This is a genomic window from Bacillus sp. DC4300-2b2, assembly GCF_049895685.1.
Taxonomy (GTDB): domain Bacteria; phylum Bacillota; class Bacilli; order Bacillales; family Bacillaceae; genus Bacillus; species Bacillus safensis.
Map to the genome: position 1 here is coordinate 141,086 of NZ_JAFCSW010000003.1, position 17,434 is coordinate 158,519.

Consider the following 17,434-nt stretch of genomic DNA (forward strand, 5'->3'; position numbering starts at 1 on the left):
GCATCATTCATCATCTATTTAGCCTATCGTCATTAGTCGTTCACTGCGTTTCCATCCTGCCGGAGAGAGCTGATAATAGCACTTCCCCTTTTTCCTATCATCAATCACAACAATATCACCTGTTGTGATAAACCGCGCATTGTAATCATTAGGGACTGTATCATGTACATTAAATGTCGAGAATGCTTTTTCCAGTACATCAAGGTGTGTCCTGCCGCCAATCTTTGTCCGGTACACAGGCTGATGCCCGCTTGCAGCGCCATATTCAGGTGTTTGATAAATGGTTAAGTGAAATGCTGAAGGTTTCTTTTGAAAAAATCTCAACGTCAATTGCATTCAAATCCCTCCTCTTTAATATAAAATTGGCTGGGATCTGTCAATTTCCTTCTTCTATTTTTGTCGAATGGCAGACAATCTTTCGTCAATCTTTTTACAAATGAGAAATAAAGCAAGTCCTATCGCAAAGCCTCCAGCGACATCTGTCAAATAATGCACGCCAATATACATCCGGCTGATGCCAATGACTAGGACGCCTAGTCCTGTGATCAAATAGACAATTCTATGTCTTTCTTTCAGCCCTGGAATCATCTTAACTAATAGATAAGCCATAAAAGGATAGATGGTGGCTGCATTCATCGAATGTCCACTCGGAAAACTGTAATACGTTTCACCTACAAGGTGATCAAAGGCCGGACGCTCTCTAGCAAACAACCCCTTTAATTCATGATTGATTGTTTTTTCTGTGAGATATAATAGAAAAAGCATCATGATAGAGTAGTAGCGCTTATACATAAACAATACCACACTAAAAATGAGCATGATTGGAACGAGCAGCGCGCTGATGCCAAAGTCCGTCAAAGCCAACATGACATCATTTAAAAAAGGGAGTCTGATGCTTTCAAACCATAAGATGATCTGGTTGTCCAAATCTTGACAAGCCCCAGATACCATGAGCGCAGCAATGGCGCCAAATAAAATGAAAAGAAATAGGATGTACACGCGAAGGATTCCCCTCCCTCTCTCTTCAGAATCTCTTCAAAGTATAGTGCCTACCACGCCTCTTCTTCAACTATCATTGCTTTTTTCAGCATATATTCAAATGTAATGTCAGCCAGCTCAAATGTTTCAAGCTCAGCAGGTATGTACCCTCTTTTGATCAGCTCCATGTAGAAGAACTCCGCAATTTCCTCTGTATCAATCACCAAATCTGCTTCTTTCATTGCATTCCGCCTCCTTTTTTATGATGTATGAACGCCGGCTGTTTTTTATTACAGTTTGTCATAATGGCTCATTCCATACATATAAATGCAGTAAACAAAAAGAAAAGGGGCTTGAGGCAATGAAATGGTTAAGCATATTAGATGGAGAAACATTTGATCAGGTGATGGGCCGTATCTTGAGGGGATGGTTTTATGTGATTGCATTTTTCTGTGTGCCTTATTTTTTATTCGTGTTAGGACAAGTCTTTCTTTAACCAAAATGTTCGTGTAAACTTTCCAAAATAAAATCCATCATATCCTTATATTCTGGATCTTTGAAAAATTCGTAGAGAATTTTATAATCGTTATAAATATCAAGAAGCTCATCCACTATAGATACAGCGAGAAATTCAAGTGAAGCTTCGCTTTCTTGTTTCTCTTCTAGCTGCAATAGAGCCGTTTGAACCATATCTTCTTCTAACTCTTTTGAGGTTTCTCCGACGTAATGCACAAACAGAAGCTGATGAACAAACTGATCCATCTCATATTTCCTTAAGACAAGCGTTAAATCTTCCTCTTCTGTTTCCAGCCACTCTCCGTCTTTCAGCCTCGTAAGTTCGTAAATGACATCCTCCCAGCCATCTTCAAGGTAGCGCCAAATTTCAGTCCGATGACCGATGATTTTAAATAGCTCTTTTCCGTAATCTTTTACATATACAACATCGCCAATGAGGAACTCATATTCAATGTCCAGCTTTTCTGTATCGACAATCACCCCGCTATACTCATCGTAAAGCTGAAGTGATGTTTCAAAATAAAGCACCTCATTATGATTGACCTCATATAAATAGTGCTGGTCAATTTGATGGACTTTTGTAATCGTTCCGACTGTGCCGTACATGACAACGACGACAATATCCCCTACTTGATATTTTGGTGCTTTCGCCTTCATTCTGTCTCCCCCTTGCCCGACTTTTGGTCTTAACGTATCGTATGCCGGCGCAAGGAATTCTGCATGGGCAACCACACCATGCAAAACGCCATTTTATTTCTTATAAAAAAACCGCTTCTCCCATATGGAACAAGCGGTTGTGTGTTATTTTTTTTTGACTTCTACTTCGTATTGCTCAAACGCTTCGTCAAATGTTGTCATTGAGCTTAGATAATCACCATTTAATTCTAAATAAGCACACAGCTCATGATAATCAGTGGAAGCTTTAGGAAAGCTGTGATCTTCATACGCAGCATTTGCAAAATGGCTGATTTCATCTTTCGGTTTTGGATGTCTGAACTTCATTAAATAATGGTAAAACGACTTCACCTGTTTTTCCCTCCGCGACACTCTATTTTGTTGTTATATTATACAGTAATTTGATGACTTGTATAGGCGGAGGTACAACTTATGAAGAAAAGTCAAAGTAATTTCGCTTTAATAACCGCTCCATGCTCATTAATTCTTCATAGGAGATTTTTTCTGGAAGTTTTGTCTGGTCCACTAAAATTAATTGATCTTCAATCTCTTTGACCGTCTCATCCTTTTGATATGTCATACCGCAGTGCGTGCAGGAGATGGACGGCGTTTCGATGATTTCAATTGATTGTGTGCCCGTGATCAGTTCCCAATAGACTGTTGTCTGCTTAGCATTTGCTTTGTTTTCCTCACACCAATCACATGTCAGCAAGGCTATTTCTCCTCCTTCACGGTTTGTTCTTTTTTGAGCTGAGCTTGATATTTCTTCTCTTTTAATTCATCCCGTTTTTCACGTTTGTTTTTAAGTGTGTCATGCTCAGGATTTGTCTCATATGCTTCTCTACGTTTCATTCGATTTAAATTCTCAGGCGTAAACGATCTTGCTTCATCCTCAAATAGTGCGGTAATACCAATTGCTGGTTCTTGTTTTTCTTCATAAATTTCATTGAAATACGCATCTGCCTGACCTGCGACGTAATGCTCTGGTTCTGGATAAGAGGTGATGACACCTTCAAAGTTACGAAGGACGACTTTGTCAGGGCTTTGCGATAATAAATAATTTGGCTGTAAGGCAATTTTCCCTCCGCCTCCTGGCGCATCTACAACAAAGCTTGGCACTGCATAACCGCTCGTATGCCCTCTTAAACCTTCAATGATTTCAAGCCCTTTTGATACCGGCGTTCTAAAATGGCCAATGCCCTCAGATAAATCACATTGATAAATATAATATGGTCTGACCCGAATCTTCACGAGGTCGTGCATCAGCTTCTTCATAATCGGCACACTGTCATTAATACCTGCAAGAATGACGGCCTGATTCCCTACAGGGACACCGGCATTCACGAGACGTTCGCATGCTTCTTTTGCTTCTTTTGTGATTTCAATACTTGTGTTGAAGTGAGTATTCAGCCAAACTGGGTGATATTTTTTCAAAATCTCGCACAGCTCATCTGTTATACGCTGCGGAAAGACAACCGGCGCGCGGGTTCCAATCCGAATGATCTCAACGTGCGGAATGTCACGTAAGTTTTTCAAAATGTATTCAAGCACTTGATCATTGATTAACAGCCCATCTCCGCCAGAAATTAACACGTCCCGCACCTCAGGTGTTTCTCTAATATATCCAATGGCAGCATCTAACTGCTTTTTCGGCACACCCATACCAATCTGACCGGAAAAACGTCTTCTCGTACAATAGCGGCAGTACATCGAGCACTGATTTGTCACAAGAAACAGCACGCGATCTGGATACCGGTGCGTGAGCCCCGGGACAGGTGAGTCCTCATCTTCATGCAGCGGGTCTTCCAGATCATATTTTGTTTTATGAAGCTCTTCTGCAATTGGCACAGATTGCATACGTATTGGACATCTTGGATCGTCTGGATTCATCAGTGAGGCATAGTAGGGTGTAATGTTGAGTGGAATGGTTTTGGTGGATATCTTCACCCCTTCTTTTTCCTCTTCTGTTAAGTTTACGATTTTTTCTAAATCCTCAAGCGTTTTCACGGTATGCGTCAGCTGCCAAATCCAGTCGTTCCACTTTTCCTCAGGTACATCTTTCCAAAGCTCAATGTCCTTCCAGTGACGTGCCGGTTCATACAATTTCTGATTCATTTCCATTCCCCCTATCAGCATTCACTTTATACTATGCAAGTTATGTGCCAACATGGGAAAATGCCCCTATTCTTTAGAAAAGGAGCTTTACCCTTCATATTCAATTGGATGCAGTGCCTACATTTCGGCATCTGCATATTTCTTTAGTTTATATTGCAGCGTTTGTCGAGGGATTTTTAAGGCGGCGGCGGTTTTTTTAATATTCCCATTATGCTGATGCAAAGCTTCTTGAATCAATGTTTGTTCAAATGAAGACACTTGATTTTTTAAGGAGGATTCAGATGTTTCCTTTTCCAGCTTTTGCTCACGTAAATGAGCCGGAAGGTATAGAGGGGTGATCTCTTCCGCTTCCTTTGGCATCATCAACACAGCATGCTCTATCGTATGTTTTAATTCTCTAACATTCCCAGGCCAGTGGTGCGCCATAAACAATCGTTCCGTTTCTTCAGAAAGCCGTGTGACGTTTTTTGAAAACTGCTGATGATAGGTTTGAATGAAGTGGCGGGATAGCAGCGTGATATCTTGCTTTCTCTCACGAAGCGGCGGAATATGAAAAGATGACACATGCAGTCTATAAAATAAATCTTCTCTTAAAATTTGCTTTTTCACTGCTTCGAATGGGTCCATATTGAGCGCAGTAATGAGCCGAACATCCACTTGAATGGACTTTGCATCACCGATGCGGCGGACAACGCCATCCTCTAACACACGTAATAATTTCGTCTGAAGCGTGAGCGGCATCGCTTGCAGCTCATCAAGAAAAAGCGTGCCTCCATCAGCTAACTCGAAAAGTCCCTTGCGATCAATTGCGCCCGTATAGCTCCCTTTGACAGATCCAAACAATAGACTTTCAAGTAATGATTCTGGCAGTGCTGCGCAGTTTTGCGGAATGAACACTTGGTTTTTTCGGTCAGATTCATGGACAATGGCTTGAACGAGCACTTCTTTTCCTGTCCCTGTTTCTCCGTAGACAACAACTGATGATGGATAAGCAGCTGCTTTTTTTGCCCTTTCAAGCATTTCTTTTAAAAGCGGGTCATTTGTTAAAAATGAAGCAAAATCATGCATTTGTTCGACCTCAGCCGCGTCATGTATCCGCTTTTTTTGACCTAGACGATTGGAAAGGGCTGACAGCTTTGATACATCTTTTGCGACTTCGACCGCACCTATTAACTCGTTATCTTCAATAATAGGCAATGTCGTGTTCACTGTTTCAATTTTTTCTCCGTTTTTATTCAAATAGGTTTGCAGTGAATGATAAATGGGCTTTCCTGTTCTCAACACATGCATGAGCGTACTTGTTTTTTCAGTTAAAGAGGGATACACATCAAGGATGTACTTACCAATCACCTCTTCTTTTTGTAAACAGTCAAACTTAGCGGCATTATGATTGTAAAAAATCGTCATCCCTCGATCATCTACAACGTGAATGGCTTCATCAATGGCTTCTAAAATTAATTCAAACCAATCTGCTCTTTCGACAACCTTCCCCATTCTTTCCCCCTCACTTTCAGTGCCAAAAAACTGGCATCAATTGCCGAGTTTTCAGCGGCTTGATCATTTTTAAATGGTTCTCTATCCTTTTCATGTTTCGCTTTATCCTTTCTACTTCCTGCAAAAATTTAAAAAAGCACCCCCCTTATGAGGAGTGCTTTCGCCCAGATGTTTGATAAAGTGACAGATCGAATTCTTGCAGCGATTCCCTATACAGCGGCACAATCGGCTTTCCTTCCTGAAATAACGTAAATTGGGACGGGTACAGCTTAATCGGCTGATGATAAAAAGCAAACCGCTTCACGACCTCAGGATCAATACGGCAAAAGGCATGATGCACAAGTAAATAAACATCTTGTTTCCATTTAAACAGCCGCCTGTTTGGCGGACTGAATACAGGAGAAACTTTGATGATATCGCCATCCTCAAATGCCTGAAGCTGGTCATTTGAAATCGTATAGATCTCCTTTGGGTGAAACTGAAAATATTGCACGTCACGTTTTGAAGCAAACCGTCTTTTTTTCTGATCTTCAATATAAAAGAACGTTTTCCCCTGATCTGCGGTGACGACCGTATAATTGGGGACTGCCAGCTTCTCTTTCATTTCATATTTCATCTCACATAATAGCGGAACACGGATCGCACGCCTGTTCTTTTCATTTATCCAGCGCTTTTCAATTCCATGAAGTTTTCCGCCTGCGATTTGATAATAATCCCCTTCTTTTTCAATGACCGTTCCGTCAATTAAATCATAGGGCATACTCGAAAACTGATGATGAAAGGAATGAGGCGTTTTATACGTTATATCCAGTACATCTTTTAATGGAAAAAACGCAGCGAAATGATTCAGCCTCATCCAAAAAACAGAATCTGCATGATGCCAGTGCTTTGGCTCATCATCCCAATATTGTCCGTATTTTTCATGAATCAGTGGAAGCAAGCGGCTTCTGTGCATGACCGAACAATGATCCACTTGAAAGGACGCATGCTCTAAGATTTGATCTGCTTCTCGAACAAAACTCATCGTTTCCACTAAATACTGATTAACATGCACGACCCGTTGCGAGGAATACACAATATCTATATGAGGCTTCGACCGAAAAACATCCACCATTTTAAGCAAACGATCTTTATGGTACACGGTATCATCGGTTAAATAACAAATGAGCTCACCTGTTATACGGGTTAATGCTTCATTAATAAGCGTCGCATATCGTGCGGTTAACAGCCGTTTTGCCGGATGAACCGTGTTCGAATACAGCTGAATGCGGTCATCACTTAAATAGGGCTGGATCTTTTGAATGGTGCCCTGTTCTGAGCCATCATCCATAATCAAAAGCTCCCAATGCGGGTACGTTTGTTCTACCATACTCTTTAGCACACGATCAATGAAATCTGGTTTATTGTAGCTTGTTAATATCACCGATACTTTCATGATCATTATCCTTTTTGATTAGATTAAAAAGCCCCCCAGCTGACAATGTTCACAAAAGGAACACTCACCCTTAGCTGATTTGTCGCGTTTTTAAAGACCGCAACCGTATCAAACAATTGCACAACAACCACGTTTTGAAGTACATCTCCATAGACTAAATGAACACGCGGCACTGGAATGCCAAGCTCAAGCCATGGACGAAGTAATTCTTTGATGTCTGACACATTCTCTTCCTCACTTTCTTCTAAAAGGCGAAGAAGAAGTAAAATCAAGATGAATTCAAGCACTCCTTCCGACTCTAGTAATTCTTCGTTCCAACCATCTAATAATTGTTCAAATTCCATTCATAATCCCTCTCTCTTCACATTTAATCTTTACTAGAGTATGAGCGTCACTTCATTTAGCCTCAGCATTTGAAAACATTTTTAAAAATGTGTGAAGTGATTAATTGAAAAAAAGAATCAGGAATCAGCGTTCTGCTTATGCCAAAAAAAATGAACGGCATATACATAGGGGTGAGTTTGAATTGATGAAGAAAGGATGGGGAAAAAATGAGCGAAAAGCGTGCTGAATTAAAAAAAGAATTATTGAAAGTGTTTTTCAAACCAATTACTCATGCATTAACAGCTAATCTCGAAGAAGGAGGAGTTCAAATGGAAGAAAAATTGAACGATTTATTAAGTGAAGTGGCAGCTGAGGCATCACCTTCAGATTCTGCTACAACACTCGATGTATCTCAGCCAGCAAGATGGATCTTTGCAAGACTTGCACCAGGAACAGTCATTAGCATTGTCACTGACTCAGGAGATTTAATTGGGCCAGTTCAATTTGTATCATTCGATGCTTCAACAGGTGTTGTATTTGTTACACAAGAAAGCTCTGTCACACCTACAGGCTCAGCAACGACTCTATTAGATGTAGATAAAGTTGAAAGTGTTACATTCACATCTTAATGTGAGAGGGTCATCATGAAGCTTCTTTATATCAGTTCTGGCTACGGCGGAATCTATCACATGTTTGATCAATGGGTAGAAGAAAGCTTCATTGATTCCCCCTTTTCTTGTGTAAAGATTGATAGAGAATCTCTACCCACTAACATGCACAAAATCCGGACATTTTCTCCGGATTTTGTTTTGATGATGATCGGTGATCATGTTCCGAAAGATGTACTTCATCAATTCAAACAAGAAAAAATCCCGATCGTTCTGTGGATGACAGAAGATCCCTTTTATGCAGATGTATCAGCTGCTTGCGCACGTGATGCTCAGCTTATCTTAACGATTGATGAAGGGATTTTGCCTTTTTACAAACAATTAGGCGCTGAAAATACACACTACTTTCCCATTCCGACAAATACACGTGTTTTTCAGAAAAATGAATCGCCACAAGAGATGTGTACGTATGACATTGCGCTCGTTGGTTACCCTTATCCCAACCGCATCAAAGCCATCGATACACTCTTAAAGCAAAACAAATGGCGCATTCTCGTTGCAGGTAAGGAATGGCACCGTCATTTAAATAAATCACGGAGACAATATCGTGATTTCACACTTATAACGAATTGGCTGAGTCCTCAGCAAATGGCGGACATCTATCAGCAAACAGCGATTGTCCTGAATCCGCATAGGCCCGCTCATTTTGTGTATAACAAAAACAAAGCCATGATTCAAAATATGAGCCTCAATAACAGAGCATTTGACATTGCTGCAACTGGAAGTTTTCAATTGACGGATCTGCATCCTCCGCCTACTTTTTCAAGCTTTGCTTTTTACAAAGACGAGGATGATTTGATCAAACAGGTGGAATACTATGGATCAAATGCAGGTGAAAGAAAGGCGGCCGCACTGAACAACTACGAGCAAGCCGTTCGCTGGAATACATTTGATACGATGCCGCAAAGGCTTTATGAAATCGTAAAAAGCGCCCTATAACTGGGCGCTTTTTCTCGTTGAATGCTAGCTTATGCATGATCTTCCGCATCTCGGCGAGCCAATAAGACGTTCTCAGCTTCTTTCCGGTCTCTTTCCTGTTTCACCACAAGCGACCGCGTGTGATCCATCATATATGCTCCGACAGATCCTTCTAAAAAGGAATGAATGCATTCTTTTGCATAATGAGCATGAAAAGCATATACCGCACCATTTAGCCGGCCATACGTATATGGCTGCTCATGCTTTGGCATAAAAAAGTAATGATTGTCCTTATATAAAGTAGCTTCATTGTTTTCATGAAGTGTCCAAGTTTCATTTGGGTTTTCTAACGCCTCTGTAAAAGATGCGGTGCAGTCATATCCCCCCTCCACTAAAAGCTGCAAGCACTTCTCGATATCTGCCGGCTGTCTTAGAGGAGACGATGGTTGCAGATACAGCACAATATCAAAGGTTTTCCCCTCCCGCTCTAAATAAGCAAGCGCATGCTTCACAGCTAACAGCGACGGCGTTTGTTCTGTTACATGTGTGCTTGGCAGTTCAATCACATTTGCTCCGTAGTGAGATGAAATGATTTGCGTATTGACATCCTCCGAAGAGACGATGACTTCATCTAACTCAATCATTTGCAAAAGCGGCTGAATGGTCCAAAAGATAAGCGGCCGCTCTGCCAATATGCGTATGTGTTCATCATGCTGGCCGTCGTGACTTCTAAATGCAGGTATCATGGCTAAAATACGATTTCCCCTATACATGTCTTCTCTTCTCCCCTCGCGCACAGCTCCCATACAATTTTCTTCACTGCCCGAGCTGACCGCAGTACTGAAGTATTCAGGTCTCTCGTTTTTCTAGTTGATCTCTTTTCTCTCCATATTCTATTAAGACGACAAGGAGATGGTTATAATTTGTTCACCTAATTTATACATGAAGTGGTTCTTTTCCTCAAACGAATGCCGCTCTTTCACATATGATGCAAAGTAGAGAAATGAGAGTTGGGGGATTAGATATGTCCAATCAGATAGAAACGACTTTGAAGACCTTTTTTCGCGACAAGACGATATTAGTTACAGGCGGTACAGGATCCATCGGCCGGCAAATCGTGAATAAATTAACAAGCTGCTCTCCAAAAAAGGTGATCGTCTTCAGTAAAGATGACAGCAAACAATACATGATGAAAAATGAGTACGCAGATCATCCAAATGTCGTATTCGCTTTAGGAGATGTCCGGGATGCAAGCCGCGTGAAACAGCTCGTCAAAGGTGTGGATATCATTTTCCATGCAGCAGCCTTAAAACAAGTACCCACTTGTGAAGATAATCCGTTCGAAGCCGTTCAAACGAATATCATCGGCGGGCAGCACGTCATTGAAGCAGCCCTCGAACATGAAGTGAGTCATGTTGTCAACATTTCAACTGACAAAGCAGTTTCTCCGACTAATGCCATGGGTGCAACAAAATTGATTTCAGAAAAACTATTTTCCCAAGCAAACGAAAGTATTCCGAATCAAAAAACCAGGTTTTGCTCTGTACGCTTTGGCAATGTGCTTGGATCTAGAGGTTCCGTCATTCCGATCATGCTCCAGCAGCTATTAAATGAAAAACCTTTGACCGTGACTGATCCTCATATGACACGTTTTTTTATGTCCATTGAAGAGGCTGTTTCCCTCACACTTCAAGCAGCAATCATGATGAAAGGCGGCGAAACCTTCATTCTCAAGATGGAGTCCTTACAGCTTGCCGATCTTTTAAAAGCGTTTCATGAATATGCCGCTCAAATCAATGCTAAATCTCCAGATGTTCTTGTAGTCGGAAAAAGACCTGGCGAAAAGCTTCACGAGGAGCTCACATTCCCGCACGAAGCAGATGCACTGTTTGAACATGAACAATTTTATGCCATTTTACCGAGACCACATTTGCACCCTGCCTTTCAAAAAGTCGACTTAACGAATTACACCTCAAAAGAAGCACCGCTCATTACAAAAGAAAAGCTGTTCCACATCATCGAACAATTACATCATACACATCATAAAAAATAAAAAATCGTCACACGGAAGCAGCTGCTTTCCATGTGACGATTTTTAAATGGATCAATCAAATAGATGTTTCAAATCCCCGTAGCCTTCTTTTTCAAGATCATCCTTTGGGATAAACTTTAAAGCGGCTGAGTTTATACAATACCTAAGACCGTTTGGCCCTGGTCCATCAGGAAAAACATGACCTAGATGAGAATCAGCTGTTTTACTGCGAACCTCTGTCCGCACCATTCCATGACTCGTATCAACCTTCTCTGCTACTTCTTCCTCTTCAAGCGGTTTTGTAAAACTTGGCCATCCGCAGTGGGCATCAAACTTATCTAAAGAAGAAAAAAGCGGCTTTCCTGAAATGATATCCACATAAATACCTTCTTCTTTATGATCCCAAAATTCATTTTGAAATGGCGGCTCTGTACCATTATTTTGCGTGACTTCGTACTGTATGCGGTTTAATTCTTTTATACGCTTTTCTTTTTCATTTGCCATTATTTATCACTCCAATGGGACTCAATAAAACCGGCTCTGCCCGAACCGACATGGTATCGTTCGTAGTGCATTTTGTTTTTCTTATAATAATGCTGATGATATTCCTCTGCTGGATAAAAAGGACCTGCATCTAAAATTTCTGTCACGATTGGTTTTTTGAAAATCCCGCTTTGGCTCAGCTGCTCTTTCGATGCTTCAGCTAGCTTTCGCTGCTCGTCATGATGAACATAAATACCTGTACGGTAAGATTCCCCTCTATCGCCAAATTGCCCGCCATCGTCTGTTGGGTCTATTTGCTGCCAATACAGCTCTAGCAGCTTCTCATATGGAAACACGTCAGGATCAAACGTAATTTGAACCGCTTCTCTATGTCCCGTTGTATTTGTACATACTTCCTCATAGGTCGGATTCACTGTATGTCCGCCAGTATACCCTGATTCAACTTTGATAATGCCCGGCTGTTCATCAAAAGGTTTAACCATACACCAGAAGCAGCCTCCTGCAAATGTGGCTAATTCTTGTTTTTCAGACATATTAGTGCCCCCTTCATTTAAAAAATGGTATCATCATATTATAACATGATAAAAAATAATGAAAATGATACGACTTGTATACCAAAATAAAAGAAAGCATTACGTCGTATCTTTAAAATATAATGGGGGTTTAATGATTGGAACAAAGAAAACAAATGATGTACGAAATGGACACTTTACTGAGAACCGTATTTAAGCAGATCCGTTATGAAATTAACAGCCTGCTCGAAAACGAATTATCTCGGAATGAATTTCTTATTTTAAATCTGCTCCGAGAGCAAGGTGCAAAAAAAGTAACGGAATTCGCTTCCATTCTTGGAGTGTCAGCAAGTCATATTACCGCTGTGACTGACACACTCGTAGAAAAAGGCTGGATCACCCGTATCCGCTCAAAAGAGGACCGCCGCATCATCAAAATCCACTTAACCGATAAGGGTAAGGAAATTACTGAGCATTTTGAGAAAAAGAAAACGGAATACTTTATGGAGCGATTTGAATCATTTGATGACGAAGAACTAAAAACAATGATCAAATTATTTAAAAAACTGGATAAAAGTCAAAAGGATTAAGCATAGATTTTAGCGCTCAGGACATGCTACGGATAAAAAGAGGTGGAATGAACCATGACAAGCCCTTACCTGTGTCCAAACTGTAAAACAAACAGAACGCGCTTTAATCTCATTGAGCAGCTTTCAGAACCTGTCAAGCTAGATCCAGCAACAGGAGCAGTTGTCGAAAGATACGAAGGAGAACAGCTGTCTCCTTTTCACTTGAGCTATCAAGGTCCTCAAATGAAAGTCCAGTGCGGTGTTTGTGGTTTAATTGAGGATGAAAAAACGTTCATTAAACTAGCTGAATATCATCAATATTCTTCTCCTTCTTAACATGCCGGCCTGACGGAATACGTCAGGCTTTTTTCTTTGCTTCTTTTGCCTATACAGATCGTCTTTTTCATGCATACGCTACAAAAAACACCATTTGCATAAGAAAGAAGGGATTGATGACATGCAGCAGCTCTTTTATCATGACTTTCCATATCGGCCATTCACTGCCGCCTATGAGCATCTTCAAAGCAGCCCTTCATCAAAAGCCTTTATTCGATTATTTCACGCTGCACCAGATCTCAGTGAGCTCGCTGTTTATGTAAACCGGAAGCAGCTGATGAAAACAATGCCTTACAGCCATTTGACCGCTTATATGGAGTGGGATGAGGGAATGTATGAAATAGAAGTGTTCAAACTGGCTACAAATGAAAAAATTCTTCATTCTCGCATTCAATTTAAGAGCGGCGAGGTCTACACACTCTGTATCACAGGTGCTCGTTCAGGCTTTGCACTGCTGACTGAGCAGCAGACTACTTTGATCAAACAAGAAGACCTGTCAGCACTTACATTTGTACAGCTGTCTCCGGACCTTCCTTCTATAGATATATATGAACGAGACCAAGGGATCATATCGAAGGAGCTTGATTATGTAAACAGTACCCACATTCATCATTTCTCCCCGAATAAATATCATTTTGAATTGAAAGCCGCCGGCACTCAAAGTATACTGCTTGATATCCCAAAAGTTCATCTGCAAACAAAGCGTGCATACCTGATCCTGCTTCATGGTTTTGCTAACGGAGAACCTGAACTTATGGCAAAGGTGGTCTTGTCTCGGCAACTATAAAAAAGAGCCTTTCCTACAATGGAAAAGGCTCCTTACGAGACATCTTCAGCTTTTTCTTGCTTTTGAAAATCAAAAGCAAGAATCATCGTGCCAAGAAATAATGCACAGTAGGCAATATTTAAGTAAAACTGATCGATATTTTCTGCTTTTAAAGCATTGGCAGCTGTTATACCAAAGTACGCAGCAAATAAAAACGACAGTAAACTAAAATATTGATAGACTCGCTTCATGATAACACTCCTGACTCACACGTTCTATTGCTTTGGATGATAATATGAAAATTCAATTTCATCGTTCTGTAGATCAATTTTGTTTGCTTTCACATACATATCATTCGTCAGCGGCATTTCTGAAAGACGCACTTCAACCGTTTTTTGATCCGGTTTTACATGAACGAACTCTGGCAGCTCATAGAACTGACCCATGTAGCTTAAAACAAAACTAATCGGAATGCTCAATTGTCCAATTGAAAAGTCATCCACTTTCAAAAGCACATCACCATTATCTTCAACAGTTGGCGTAAATGAGACGTTTGCATCAATCGTTGAAGAGAAAGCTTTAATTGCGCCTGTTACTTTCACATCTTGATCGATCGCTACATGAAAGTCTGGCATATCATTTGATCCTTGATTTTTTAAATAATCATTCACAAAGCTGGTGAGCGATTCTTTTGAGCTGGATATATTAAAAGCATATTCGCTTTTCACTTCTTTGGTTGAAGCGGATTGACCGCCTGGCAGCAGCATTAAAATACCGCAGGCAATCACGATCAATAGATTGATTGCAAGTAAAATAAAAAATAAGCTTTTCCATTTTTTCATCTATTTCACCCTATTCCTTCGGCAGTCCTTCTTTTTTCACTTCGGAGAATAAACGATTTGCCATAAGAGAGTACCCCTTTTGGTTTGGGTGGAAATCATCTTCTGCCAGTAATTTTTCATCAGAACCTTCTTCAAATAAATCTGCTACATTGACCATATCCGCATTGCCGTCTTTTTTGAGTTCCTTTTTGGCAGCGGCATTCCAGTCTTGAACGACTTCATCAATATCTCGCAGCTCAGACAAACTGAATTTAAAAGGATTGTACATGCTGACATACATGATTTTCGCATGATCATTCTGTTCTCTCAGTTGAGCAAGAATGGTTTTAAAGCGCTCTTCAAAAGGACCCTGCTCTTTTTGAAAAGGAGCAAACGTCAAATTAAGCACATTTTGACGGACAACATGCATGAGATCATTCCCGCCGATCGTAAAGAAAATATAGTCAGCGTCTTTCAGTCCGTCCTGCACCTTTTTTTCTTTTAATCTTTTTAATAAATCTACTGTTCTACTGCCTTTAATGGCATAGTTTTTTAATGTGACAGAACTCACGCCGTCCACTGCTTCTATCTTGTCACGGGTCATGCCTGCATAGCCTTTTTTATCTTGATCTCCGATTCCTTCTGTTAAGGAATCTCCAACCGCTGCGATGGTAATATGTTCTTTTATTTTTGGTGTGTCTTCTAGTTTATCCTTTATGCCAGCCTCTTGCGCGGAACATGCAGAAAGAACAAAAGCTAGAGACATCACAATCAAAATCAAACGAGCCTTCAAACGATGATGTCCCTCCTTTTTCTGATTAAAAAAGTGTATCATGTTTTCGCCCATTTGAACATCCTTATGCTAGCTTCGGTTCAGCGTTTTGATGTCCTTGATGATGTCATCATATGGTGTGTTTTGCACCCCATCATAGTTTTTCATCACTTTCCCATCTTGATTGACAAGAAAAAACAGGGACTGATGAATCACTTGGTCTTCATCTTCAGGTTTTTTGACAATGGTTTTAAAGCTTTTCATTGCGAATTTTTCAATTTCTGACTGTGAATACCCAGTGAGAAAATCCCAATTTTTAAAGGACAATGGATAGGCTTTTGCAAACTTCTTTAGCTTTTTCGGTGAATCGACCTCTGGGTCCACGCTAAAGGAAATGATATGCGCATCCAACTTGTCTTCTTTTAACCGTTTTTGCAGCTCTGTCATATGAGCGGTCATCGGCGGACAGATCGTTTCACAGCTTGTGAAAATAAAATCTGCTACCCATACTTTCCCCTTCAAATCATCCAATGACACCTTTTGACCATCTTGGTTTTCAAACTCAAACGGTTCTATTTGATAATTTAACGCATCCTTGATTTGTCCATTTGAACATGAGACTAAAAGAAGCACGCTTATCATCATAAGCGCACCAAGTAAGGCTCCCCTTTTTCTATACATGATATGTCCATCCCCTTTTTCTATCAATCGGTATAAAAAGTAAAGCCTATTGCGCCCTTTCCAGTATGACACGAAATAATCGGTGTTGTGTAGGCGATGTCAATCAGTGCTTCAGGTGTGTGATCAAGCAGCGCTTTTTTTAGCTTTTCAGCGAGTTCTAATGCATCTGCGTGTGCTATCCCAATGGCTTGAACTGTTTTTCCCTTCACCGCCTGTACATACTGTTTTGTCAGATGGCGGACAAGCGCAGAGTAGCTTCTCACATTCGCTTCTGGCGTATATACCCCGTCTGTTAAGCTGGCAATTGGTTTGATGTGAAGAAGTGAGCCGATGAGCGCCTTTCCTCTTCCAATTCTGCCGCCTTTGACAAGATTTTCTAATGTATCGATCGTGACATATAGCTTTGTTTGATGACGGATTTTATCTAATTCTGTGATAATCTCTTCACGGCTTGCACCCTTTTTGGCTAGTTCTGCTGCTTTGATGACTTGAAATCCTAATCCATAGGAAATAAAATTCGAATCAATCACCGTGATATTTCCATCCACCATTTTCGAAGCGCTTTCAGCAGTTTGAACAGTACCACTCATTCCACCAGTTAAATGGATACTGATCACTTCGCTTCCATCTGCCGTCAGCTTTTCATATAATTCGACGAATTGACCGATCGCAGGTTGAGACGTTTTCGGCAGTTCCTCAGCGGCCTCCATTTTTTCAATAAATTCATCTGGCTGTATATTCACTCGGTCAATATAATCAACTCCAGAAATGGAGATATTGAGCGGAATCACGTGAATGGAAAGATCATTGATTTTTTCTTGCGGAAGGTCCACAGTTGAATCTGTTACAATTTTAATTTGTTTCACTATCGTCTCATCCTTGCTGTCTTAGTCTTTACTTATGATATTACCTTATTTCCTGCACACTTGAAAACAACTGACCTAACGTTTTTGAAATTGTCACATTTTCTTCTTGTCACGAAAAAAATCCTTGCCAAACTGAGCAGCAGCCGTTTCAAAATGGCTACTTACCCCCTTTGACAAAGATTCCTGCTTACGCATTGTGTTTCAGTGTAGGCTCCTGATAGATCTGTTCATATGTGCTCCACTTGACGTTACGTTTCACATCCTCTCTGAAAGAGTACACAGCTCTCTTTCCTTTAGATACATAGACTTTTTTCAAGAAAGCTTCAAGTCTAAAGGTGAGCATGAAACGATACGTCTCATCTCCCTTTAGAACAGGGACTTCTGTTACCTTGATCTGAGCTCCATCCATCCGTCTAAAACATATTGTTTTGAGCAGCACAAACGATCAATCC

The 17,434-nt window shown here is 40.7% G+C and carries 26 protein-coding genes; 7 read left to right on the plus strand and 19 right to left on the minus strand.

Going from position 1 to position 17,434, the window contains the following annotated elements; all coding sequences use genetic code 11:
* Positions 1-18: 18 nt before the first annotated feature.
* The 3 genes from ACP69X_RS10520 to ACP69X_RS10530 are packed head-to-tail and all read right to left on the minus strand — an operon-like array spanning position 19 to position 1,220.
* Positions 19-336, minus strand: a complete 318-nt coding sequence (locus tag ACP69X_RS10520; RefSeq protein ID WP_039179333.1) for a hypothetical protein — start codon at positions 334-336, stop codon at positions 19-21.
* A 54-nt stretch (positions 337-390) separates the two neighbouring features.
* Positions 391-999 (minus strand): phosphatase PAP2 family protein, encoded by a 609-nt coding sequence (locus ACP69X_RS10525; RefSeq protein WP_041085743.1) that lies wholly within the window; start codon positions 997-999, stop codon positions 391-393.
* 50 nt (positions 1,000-1,049) lie between these two features.
* Entirely contained in the window at positions 1,050-1,220 is a 171-nt protein-coding gene (locus tag ACP69X_RS10530; protein WP_064497481.1) for a YozD family protein, read from the minus strand.
* A 119-nt stretch (positions 1,221-1,339) separates the two neighbouring features.
* Between ACP69X_RS10530 and ACP69X_RS10535 the strand changes: the two genes are divergently transcribed.
* Entirely contained in the window at positions 1,340-1,474 is a 135-nt protein-coding gene (locus ACP69X_RS10535; RefSeq protein ID WP_255290989.1) for a hypothetical protein, read from the plus strand.
* Here the strand turns inward: ACP69X_RS10535 and ACP69X_RS10540 are convergent.
* From ACP69X_RS10540 to cgeC, 7 genes are all read right to left on the minus strand, one after another.
* Positions 1,471-2,151: a hypothetical protein gene (locus tag ACP69X_RS10540; RefSeq protein WP_039179337.1), complete on the minus strand. Its 681-nt coding sequence runs from the start codon at positions 2,149-2,151 to the stop codon at positions 1,471-1,473. The two genes, ACP69X_RS10535 and ACP69X_RS10540, sit on opposite strands and share 4 nt — an antisense overlap.
* A gap of 144 nt (positions 2,152-2,295) precedes the next feature.
* The gene (locus tag ACP69X_RS10545; protein ID WP_024422709.1) at positions 2,296-2,520 is read right to left on the minus strand and encodes a YozE family protein; all 225 of its coding nucleotides are present in this window, start codon (positions 2,518-2,520) and stop codon (positions 2,296-2,298) included.
* 79 nt (positions 2,521-2,599) lie between these two features.
* On the minus strand, positions 2,600-2,881 hold the full coding sequence (locus ACP69X_RS10550) for a YokU family protein (RefSeq protein WP_041085745.1): 282 nt from the start codon (positions 2,879-2,881) through the stop codon (positions 2,600-2,602).
* A gap of 2 nt (positions 2,882-2,883) precedes the next feature.
* Complete coding sequence (gene ablA / locus ACP69X_RS10555) at positions 2,884-4,284, minus strand: lysine 2,3-aminomutase (RefSeq protein WP_041085747.1); 1,401 nt, start codon at positions 4,282-4,284, stop codon at positions 2,884-2,886.
* A 117-nt stretch (positions 4,285-4,401) separates the two neighbouring features.
* Positions 4,402-5,778 carry a sigma-54 interaction domain-containing protein gene (locus tag ACP69X_RS10560; RefSeq protein ID WP_041085749.1) on the minus strand — a complete coding sequence of 459 codons (1,377 nt, stop codon included), beginning with the start codon at positions 5,776-5,778 and terminating at the stop codon, positions 4,402-4,404.
* A 145-nt stretch (positions 5,779-5,923) separates the two neighbouring features.
* Positions 5,924-7,219, minus strand: a complete 1,296-nt coding sequence (locus ACP69X_RS10565) for a glycosyltransferase family 2 protein (protein ID WP_426052671.1) — start codon at positions 7,217-7,219, stop codon at positions 5,924-5,926.
* Positions 7,220-7,236: 17 nt separating this feature from the next.
* Complete coding sequence (cgeC, locus tag ACP69X_RS10570) at positions 7,237-7,557, minus strand: spore maturation protein CgeC (protein WP_426052672.1); 321 nt, start codon at positions 7,555-7,557, stop codon at positions 7,237-7,239.
* A gap of 207 nt (positions 7,558-7,764) precedes the next feature.
* On the opposite strand from cgeC, the gene ACP69X_RS10575 reads away from it, so the two are divergent.
* Complete coding sequence (locus ACP69X_RS10575) at positions 7,765-8,166, plus strand: hypothetical protein (protein ID WP_024422714.1); 402 nt, start codon at positions 7,765-7,767, stop codon at positions 8,164-8,166.
* 15 nt (positions 8,167-8,181) lie between these two features.
* Positions 8,182-9,144 (plus strand): CgeB family protein, encoded by a 963-nt coding sequence (locus ACP69X_RS10580; protein WP_041085755.1) that lies wholly within the window; start codon positions 8,182-8,184, stop codon positions 9,142-9,144.
* 29 nt (positions 9,145-9,173) lie between these two features.
* Here ACP69X_RS10580 and ACP69X_RS10585 read toward each other — a convergent pair whose 3' ends face one another.
* The gene (locus tag ACP69X_RS10585) at positions 9,174-9,896 is read right to left on the minus strand and encodes a cytidylyltransferase domain-containing protein (protein WP_041086832.1); all 723 of its coding nucleotides are present in this window, start codon (positions 9,894-9,896) and stop codon (positions 9,174-9,176) included.
* 251 nt (positions 9,897-10,147) lie between these two features.
* On the opposite strand from ACP69X_RS10585, the gene ACP69X_RS10590 reads away from it, so the two are divergent.
* On the plus strand, positions 10,148-11,176 hold the full coding sequence (locus ACP69X_RS10590) for an SDR family NAD(P)-dependent oxidoreductase (RefSeq protein WP_073979704.1): 1,029 nt from the start codon (positions 10,148-10,150) through the stop codon (positions 11,174-11,176).
* A 51-nt stretch (positions 11,177-11,227) separates the two neighbouring features.
* Here the strand turns inward: ACP69X_RS10590 and msrB are convergent, their stop codons facing one another.
* The gene (gene msrB, locus ACP69X_RS10595) at positions 11,228-11,659 is read right to left on the minus strand and encodes a peptide-methionine (R)-S-oxide reductase MsrB (RefSeq protein ID WP_073979703.1); all 432 of its coding nucleotides are present in this window, start codon (positions 11,657-11,659) and stop codon (positions 11,228-11,230) included.
* Positions 11,659-12,192, minus strand: coding sequence for a peptide-methionine (S)-S-oxide reductase MsrA (gene msrA, locus ACP69X_RS10600; RefSeq protein WP_024422720.1), 534 nt, complete (start codon positions 12,190-12,192; stop codon positions 11,659-11,661). The genes msrB and msrA overlap by 1 nt, the downstream gene beginning before the upstream one ends.
* Before the next feature lie 137 nt (positions 12,193-12,329).
* Here msrA and ACP69X_RS10605 point away from each other — a divergent pair, with 137 nt between their 5' ends.
* The 3 genes from ACP69X_RS10605 to ACP69X_RS10615 all read left to right on the plus strand — a co-directional run bounded on the left by ACP69X_RS10605 (position 12,330) and on the right by ACP69X_RS10615 (position 13,863).
* Positions 12,330-12,761: a MarR family transcriptional regulator gene (locus ACP69X_RS10605; protein ID WP_007500780.1), complete on the plus strand. Its 432-nt coding sequence runs from the start codon at positions 12,330-12,332 to the stop codon at positions 12,759-12,761.
* A gap of 54 nt (positions 12,762-12,815) precedes the next feature.
* Positions 12,816-13,076, plus strand: a complete 261-nt coding sequence (locus ACP69X_RS10610) for a hypothetical protein (RefSeq protein WP_024422721.1) — start codon at positions 12,816-12,818, stop codon at positions 13,074-13,076.
* A 121-nt stretch (positions 13,077-13,197) separates the two neighbouring features.
* A complete protein-coding gene (locus ACP69X_RS10615) occupies positions 13,198-13,863 on the plus strand; it encodes a DUF4397 domain-containing protein (RefSeq protein ID WP_073979702.1) in 666 nt (221 codons plus the stop codon).
* Positions 13,864-13,895: 32 nt separating this feature from the next.
* On the opposite strand, the gene ypmT is transcribed toward ACP69X_RS10615, so the two are convergent.
* The 6 genes from ypmT to ACP69X_RS10645 form a co-directional block, all read right to left on the minus strand.
* Positions 13,896-14,093, minus strand: coding sequence for a protein YpmT (gene ypmT, locus ACP69X_RS10620; protein WP_024422723.1), 198 nt, complete (start codon positions 14,091-14,093; stop codon positions 13,896-13,898).
* Positions 14,094-14,117: 24 nt separating this feature from the next.
* The gene (locus ACP69X_RS10625; protein ID WP_041085768.1) at positions 14,118-14,684 is read right to left on the minus strand and encodes a YpmS family protein; all 567 of its coding nucleotides are present in this window, start codon (positions 14,682-14,684) and stop codon (positions 14,118-14,120) included.
* Between the two features lie 10 nt (positions 14,685-14,694).
* Positions 14,695-15,456 (minus strand): SGNH/GDSL hydrolase family protein, encoded by a 762-nt coding sequence (locus tag ACP69X_RS10630; RefSeq protein WP_041086834.1) that lies wholly within the window; start codon positions 15,454-15,456, stop codon positions 14,695-14,697.
* 69 nt (positions 15,457-15,525) lie between these two features.
* Positions 15,526-16,116, minus strand: coding sequence for an SCO family protein (locus ACP69X_RS10635; protein ID WP_041085770.1), 591 nt, complete (start codon positions 16,114-16,116; stop codon positions 15,526-15,528).
* A 23-nt stretch (positions 16,117-16,139) separates the two neighbouring features.
* The gene (locus ACP69X_RS10640) at positions 16,140-16,982 is read right to left on the minus strand and encodes a DegV family protein (RefSeq protein WP_075611538.1); all 843 of its coding nucleotides are present in this window, start codon (positions 16,980-16,982) and stop codon (positions 16,140-16,142) included.
* Positions 16,983-17,169: 187 nt separating this feature from the next.
* Complete coding sequence (locus tag ACP69X_RS10645; protein ID WP_024422728.1) at positions 17,170-17,421, minus strand: YpmP family protein; 252 nt, start codon at positions 17,419-17,421, stop codon at positions 17,170-17,172.
* Positions 17,422-17,434 lie beyond the last annotated feature (13 nt).

Bases quoted from the DNA above. Each gene is read 5' to 3' on its own strand.
- ACP69X_RS10520 (WP_039179333.1), bottom strand. From the start codon at position 336: ATGCAATTGACGTTGAGATTTTTTCAAAAGAAACCTTCAGCATTTCAC.
- ACP69X_RS10530 (WP_064497481.1), bottom strand. From the start codon at position 1,220: ATGAAAGAAGCAGATTTGGTGATTGATACAGAGGAAATTGCGGAGTTC.
- ACP69X_RS10535 (WP_255290989.1), top strand. From the start codon at position 1,340: ATGAAATGGTTAAGCATATTAGATGGAGAAACATTTGATCAGGTGATG.
- ACP69X_RS10540 (WP_039179337.1), bottom strand. From the start codon at position 2,151: ATGAAGGCGAAAGCACCAAAATATCAAGTAGGGGATATTGTCGTCGTT.
- ablA (WP_041085747.1), bottom strand. From the start codon at position 4,284: ATGAATCAGAAATTGTATGAACCGGCACGTCACTGGAAGGACATTGAG.
- ACP69X_RS10560 (WP_041085749.1), bottom strand. From the start codon at position 5,778: ATGGGGAAGGTTGTCGAAAGAGCAGATTGGTTTGAATTAATTTTAGAA.
- ACP69X_RS10565 (WP_426052671.1), bottom strand. From the start codon at position 7,219: ATGATCATGAAAGTATCGGTGATATTAACAAGCTACAATAAACCAGAT.
- cgeC (WP_426052672.1), bottom strand. From the start codon at position 7,557: ATGGAATTTGAACAATTATTAGATGGTTGGAACGAAGAATTACTAGAG.
- ACP69X_RS10575 (WP_024422714.1), top strand. From the start codon at position 7,765: ATGAGCGAAAAGCGTGCTGAATTAAAAAAAGAATTATTGAAAGTGTTT.
- ACP69X_RS10580 (WP_041085755.1), top strand. From the start codon at position 8,182: ATGAAGCTTCTTTATATCAGTTCTGGCTACGGCGGAATCTATCACATG.
- ACP69X_RS10585 (WP_041086832.1), bottom strand. From the start codon at position 9,896: ATGTATAGGGGAAATCGTATTTTAGCCATGATACCTGCATTTAGAAGT.
- ACP69X_RS10590 (WP_073979704.1), top strand. From the start codon at position 10,148: ATGTCCAATCAGATAGAAACGACTTTGAAGACCTTTTTTCGCGACAAG.
- msrB (WP_073979703.1), bottom strand. From the start codon at position 11,659: ATGGCAAATGAAAAAGAAAAGCGTATAAAAGAATTAAACCGCATACAG.
- msrA (WP_024422720.1), bottom strand. From the start codon at position 12,192: ATGTCTGAAAAACAAGAATTAGCCACATTTGCAGGAGGCTGCTTCTGG.
- ACP69X_RS10610 (WP_024422721.1), top strand. From the start codon at position 12,816: ATGACAAGCCCTTACCTGTGTCCAAACTGTAAAACAAACAGAACGCGC.
- ACP69X_RS10615 (WP_073979702.1), top strand. From the start codon at position 13,198: ATGCAGCAGCTCTTTTATCATGACTTTCCATATCGGCCATTCACTGCC.
- ypmT (WP_024422723.1), bottom strand. From the start codon at position 14,093: ATGAAGCGAGTCTATCAATATTTTAGTTTACTGTCGTTTTTATTTGCT.
- ACP69X_RS10625 (WP_041085768.1), bottom strand. From the start codon at position 14,684: ATGAAAAAATGGAAAAGCTTATTTTTTATTTTACTTGCAATCAATCTA.
- ACP69X_RS10635 (WP_041085770.1), bottom strand. From the start codon at position 16,116: ATGTATAGAAAAAGGGGAGCCTTACTTGGTGCGCTTATGATGATAAGC.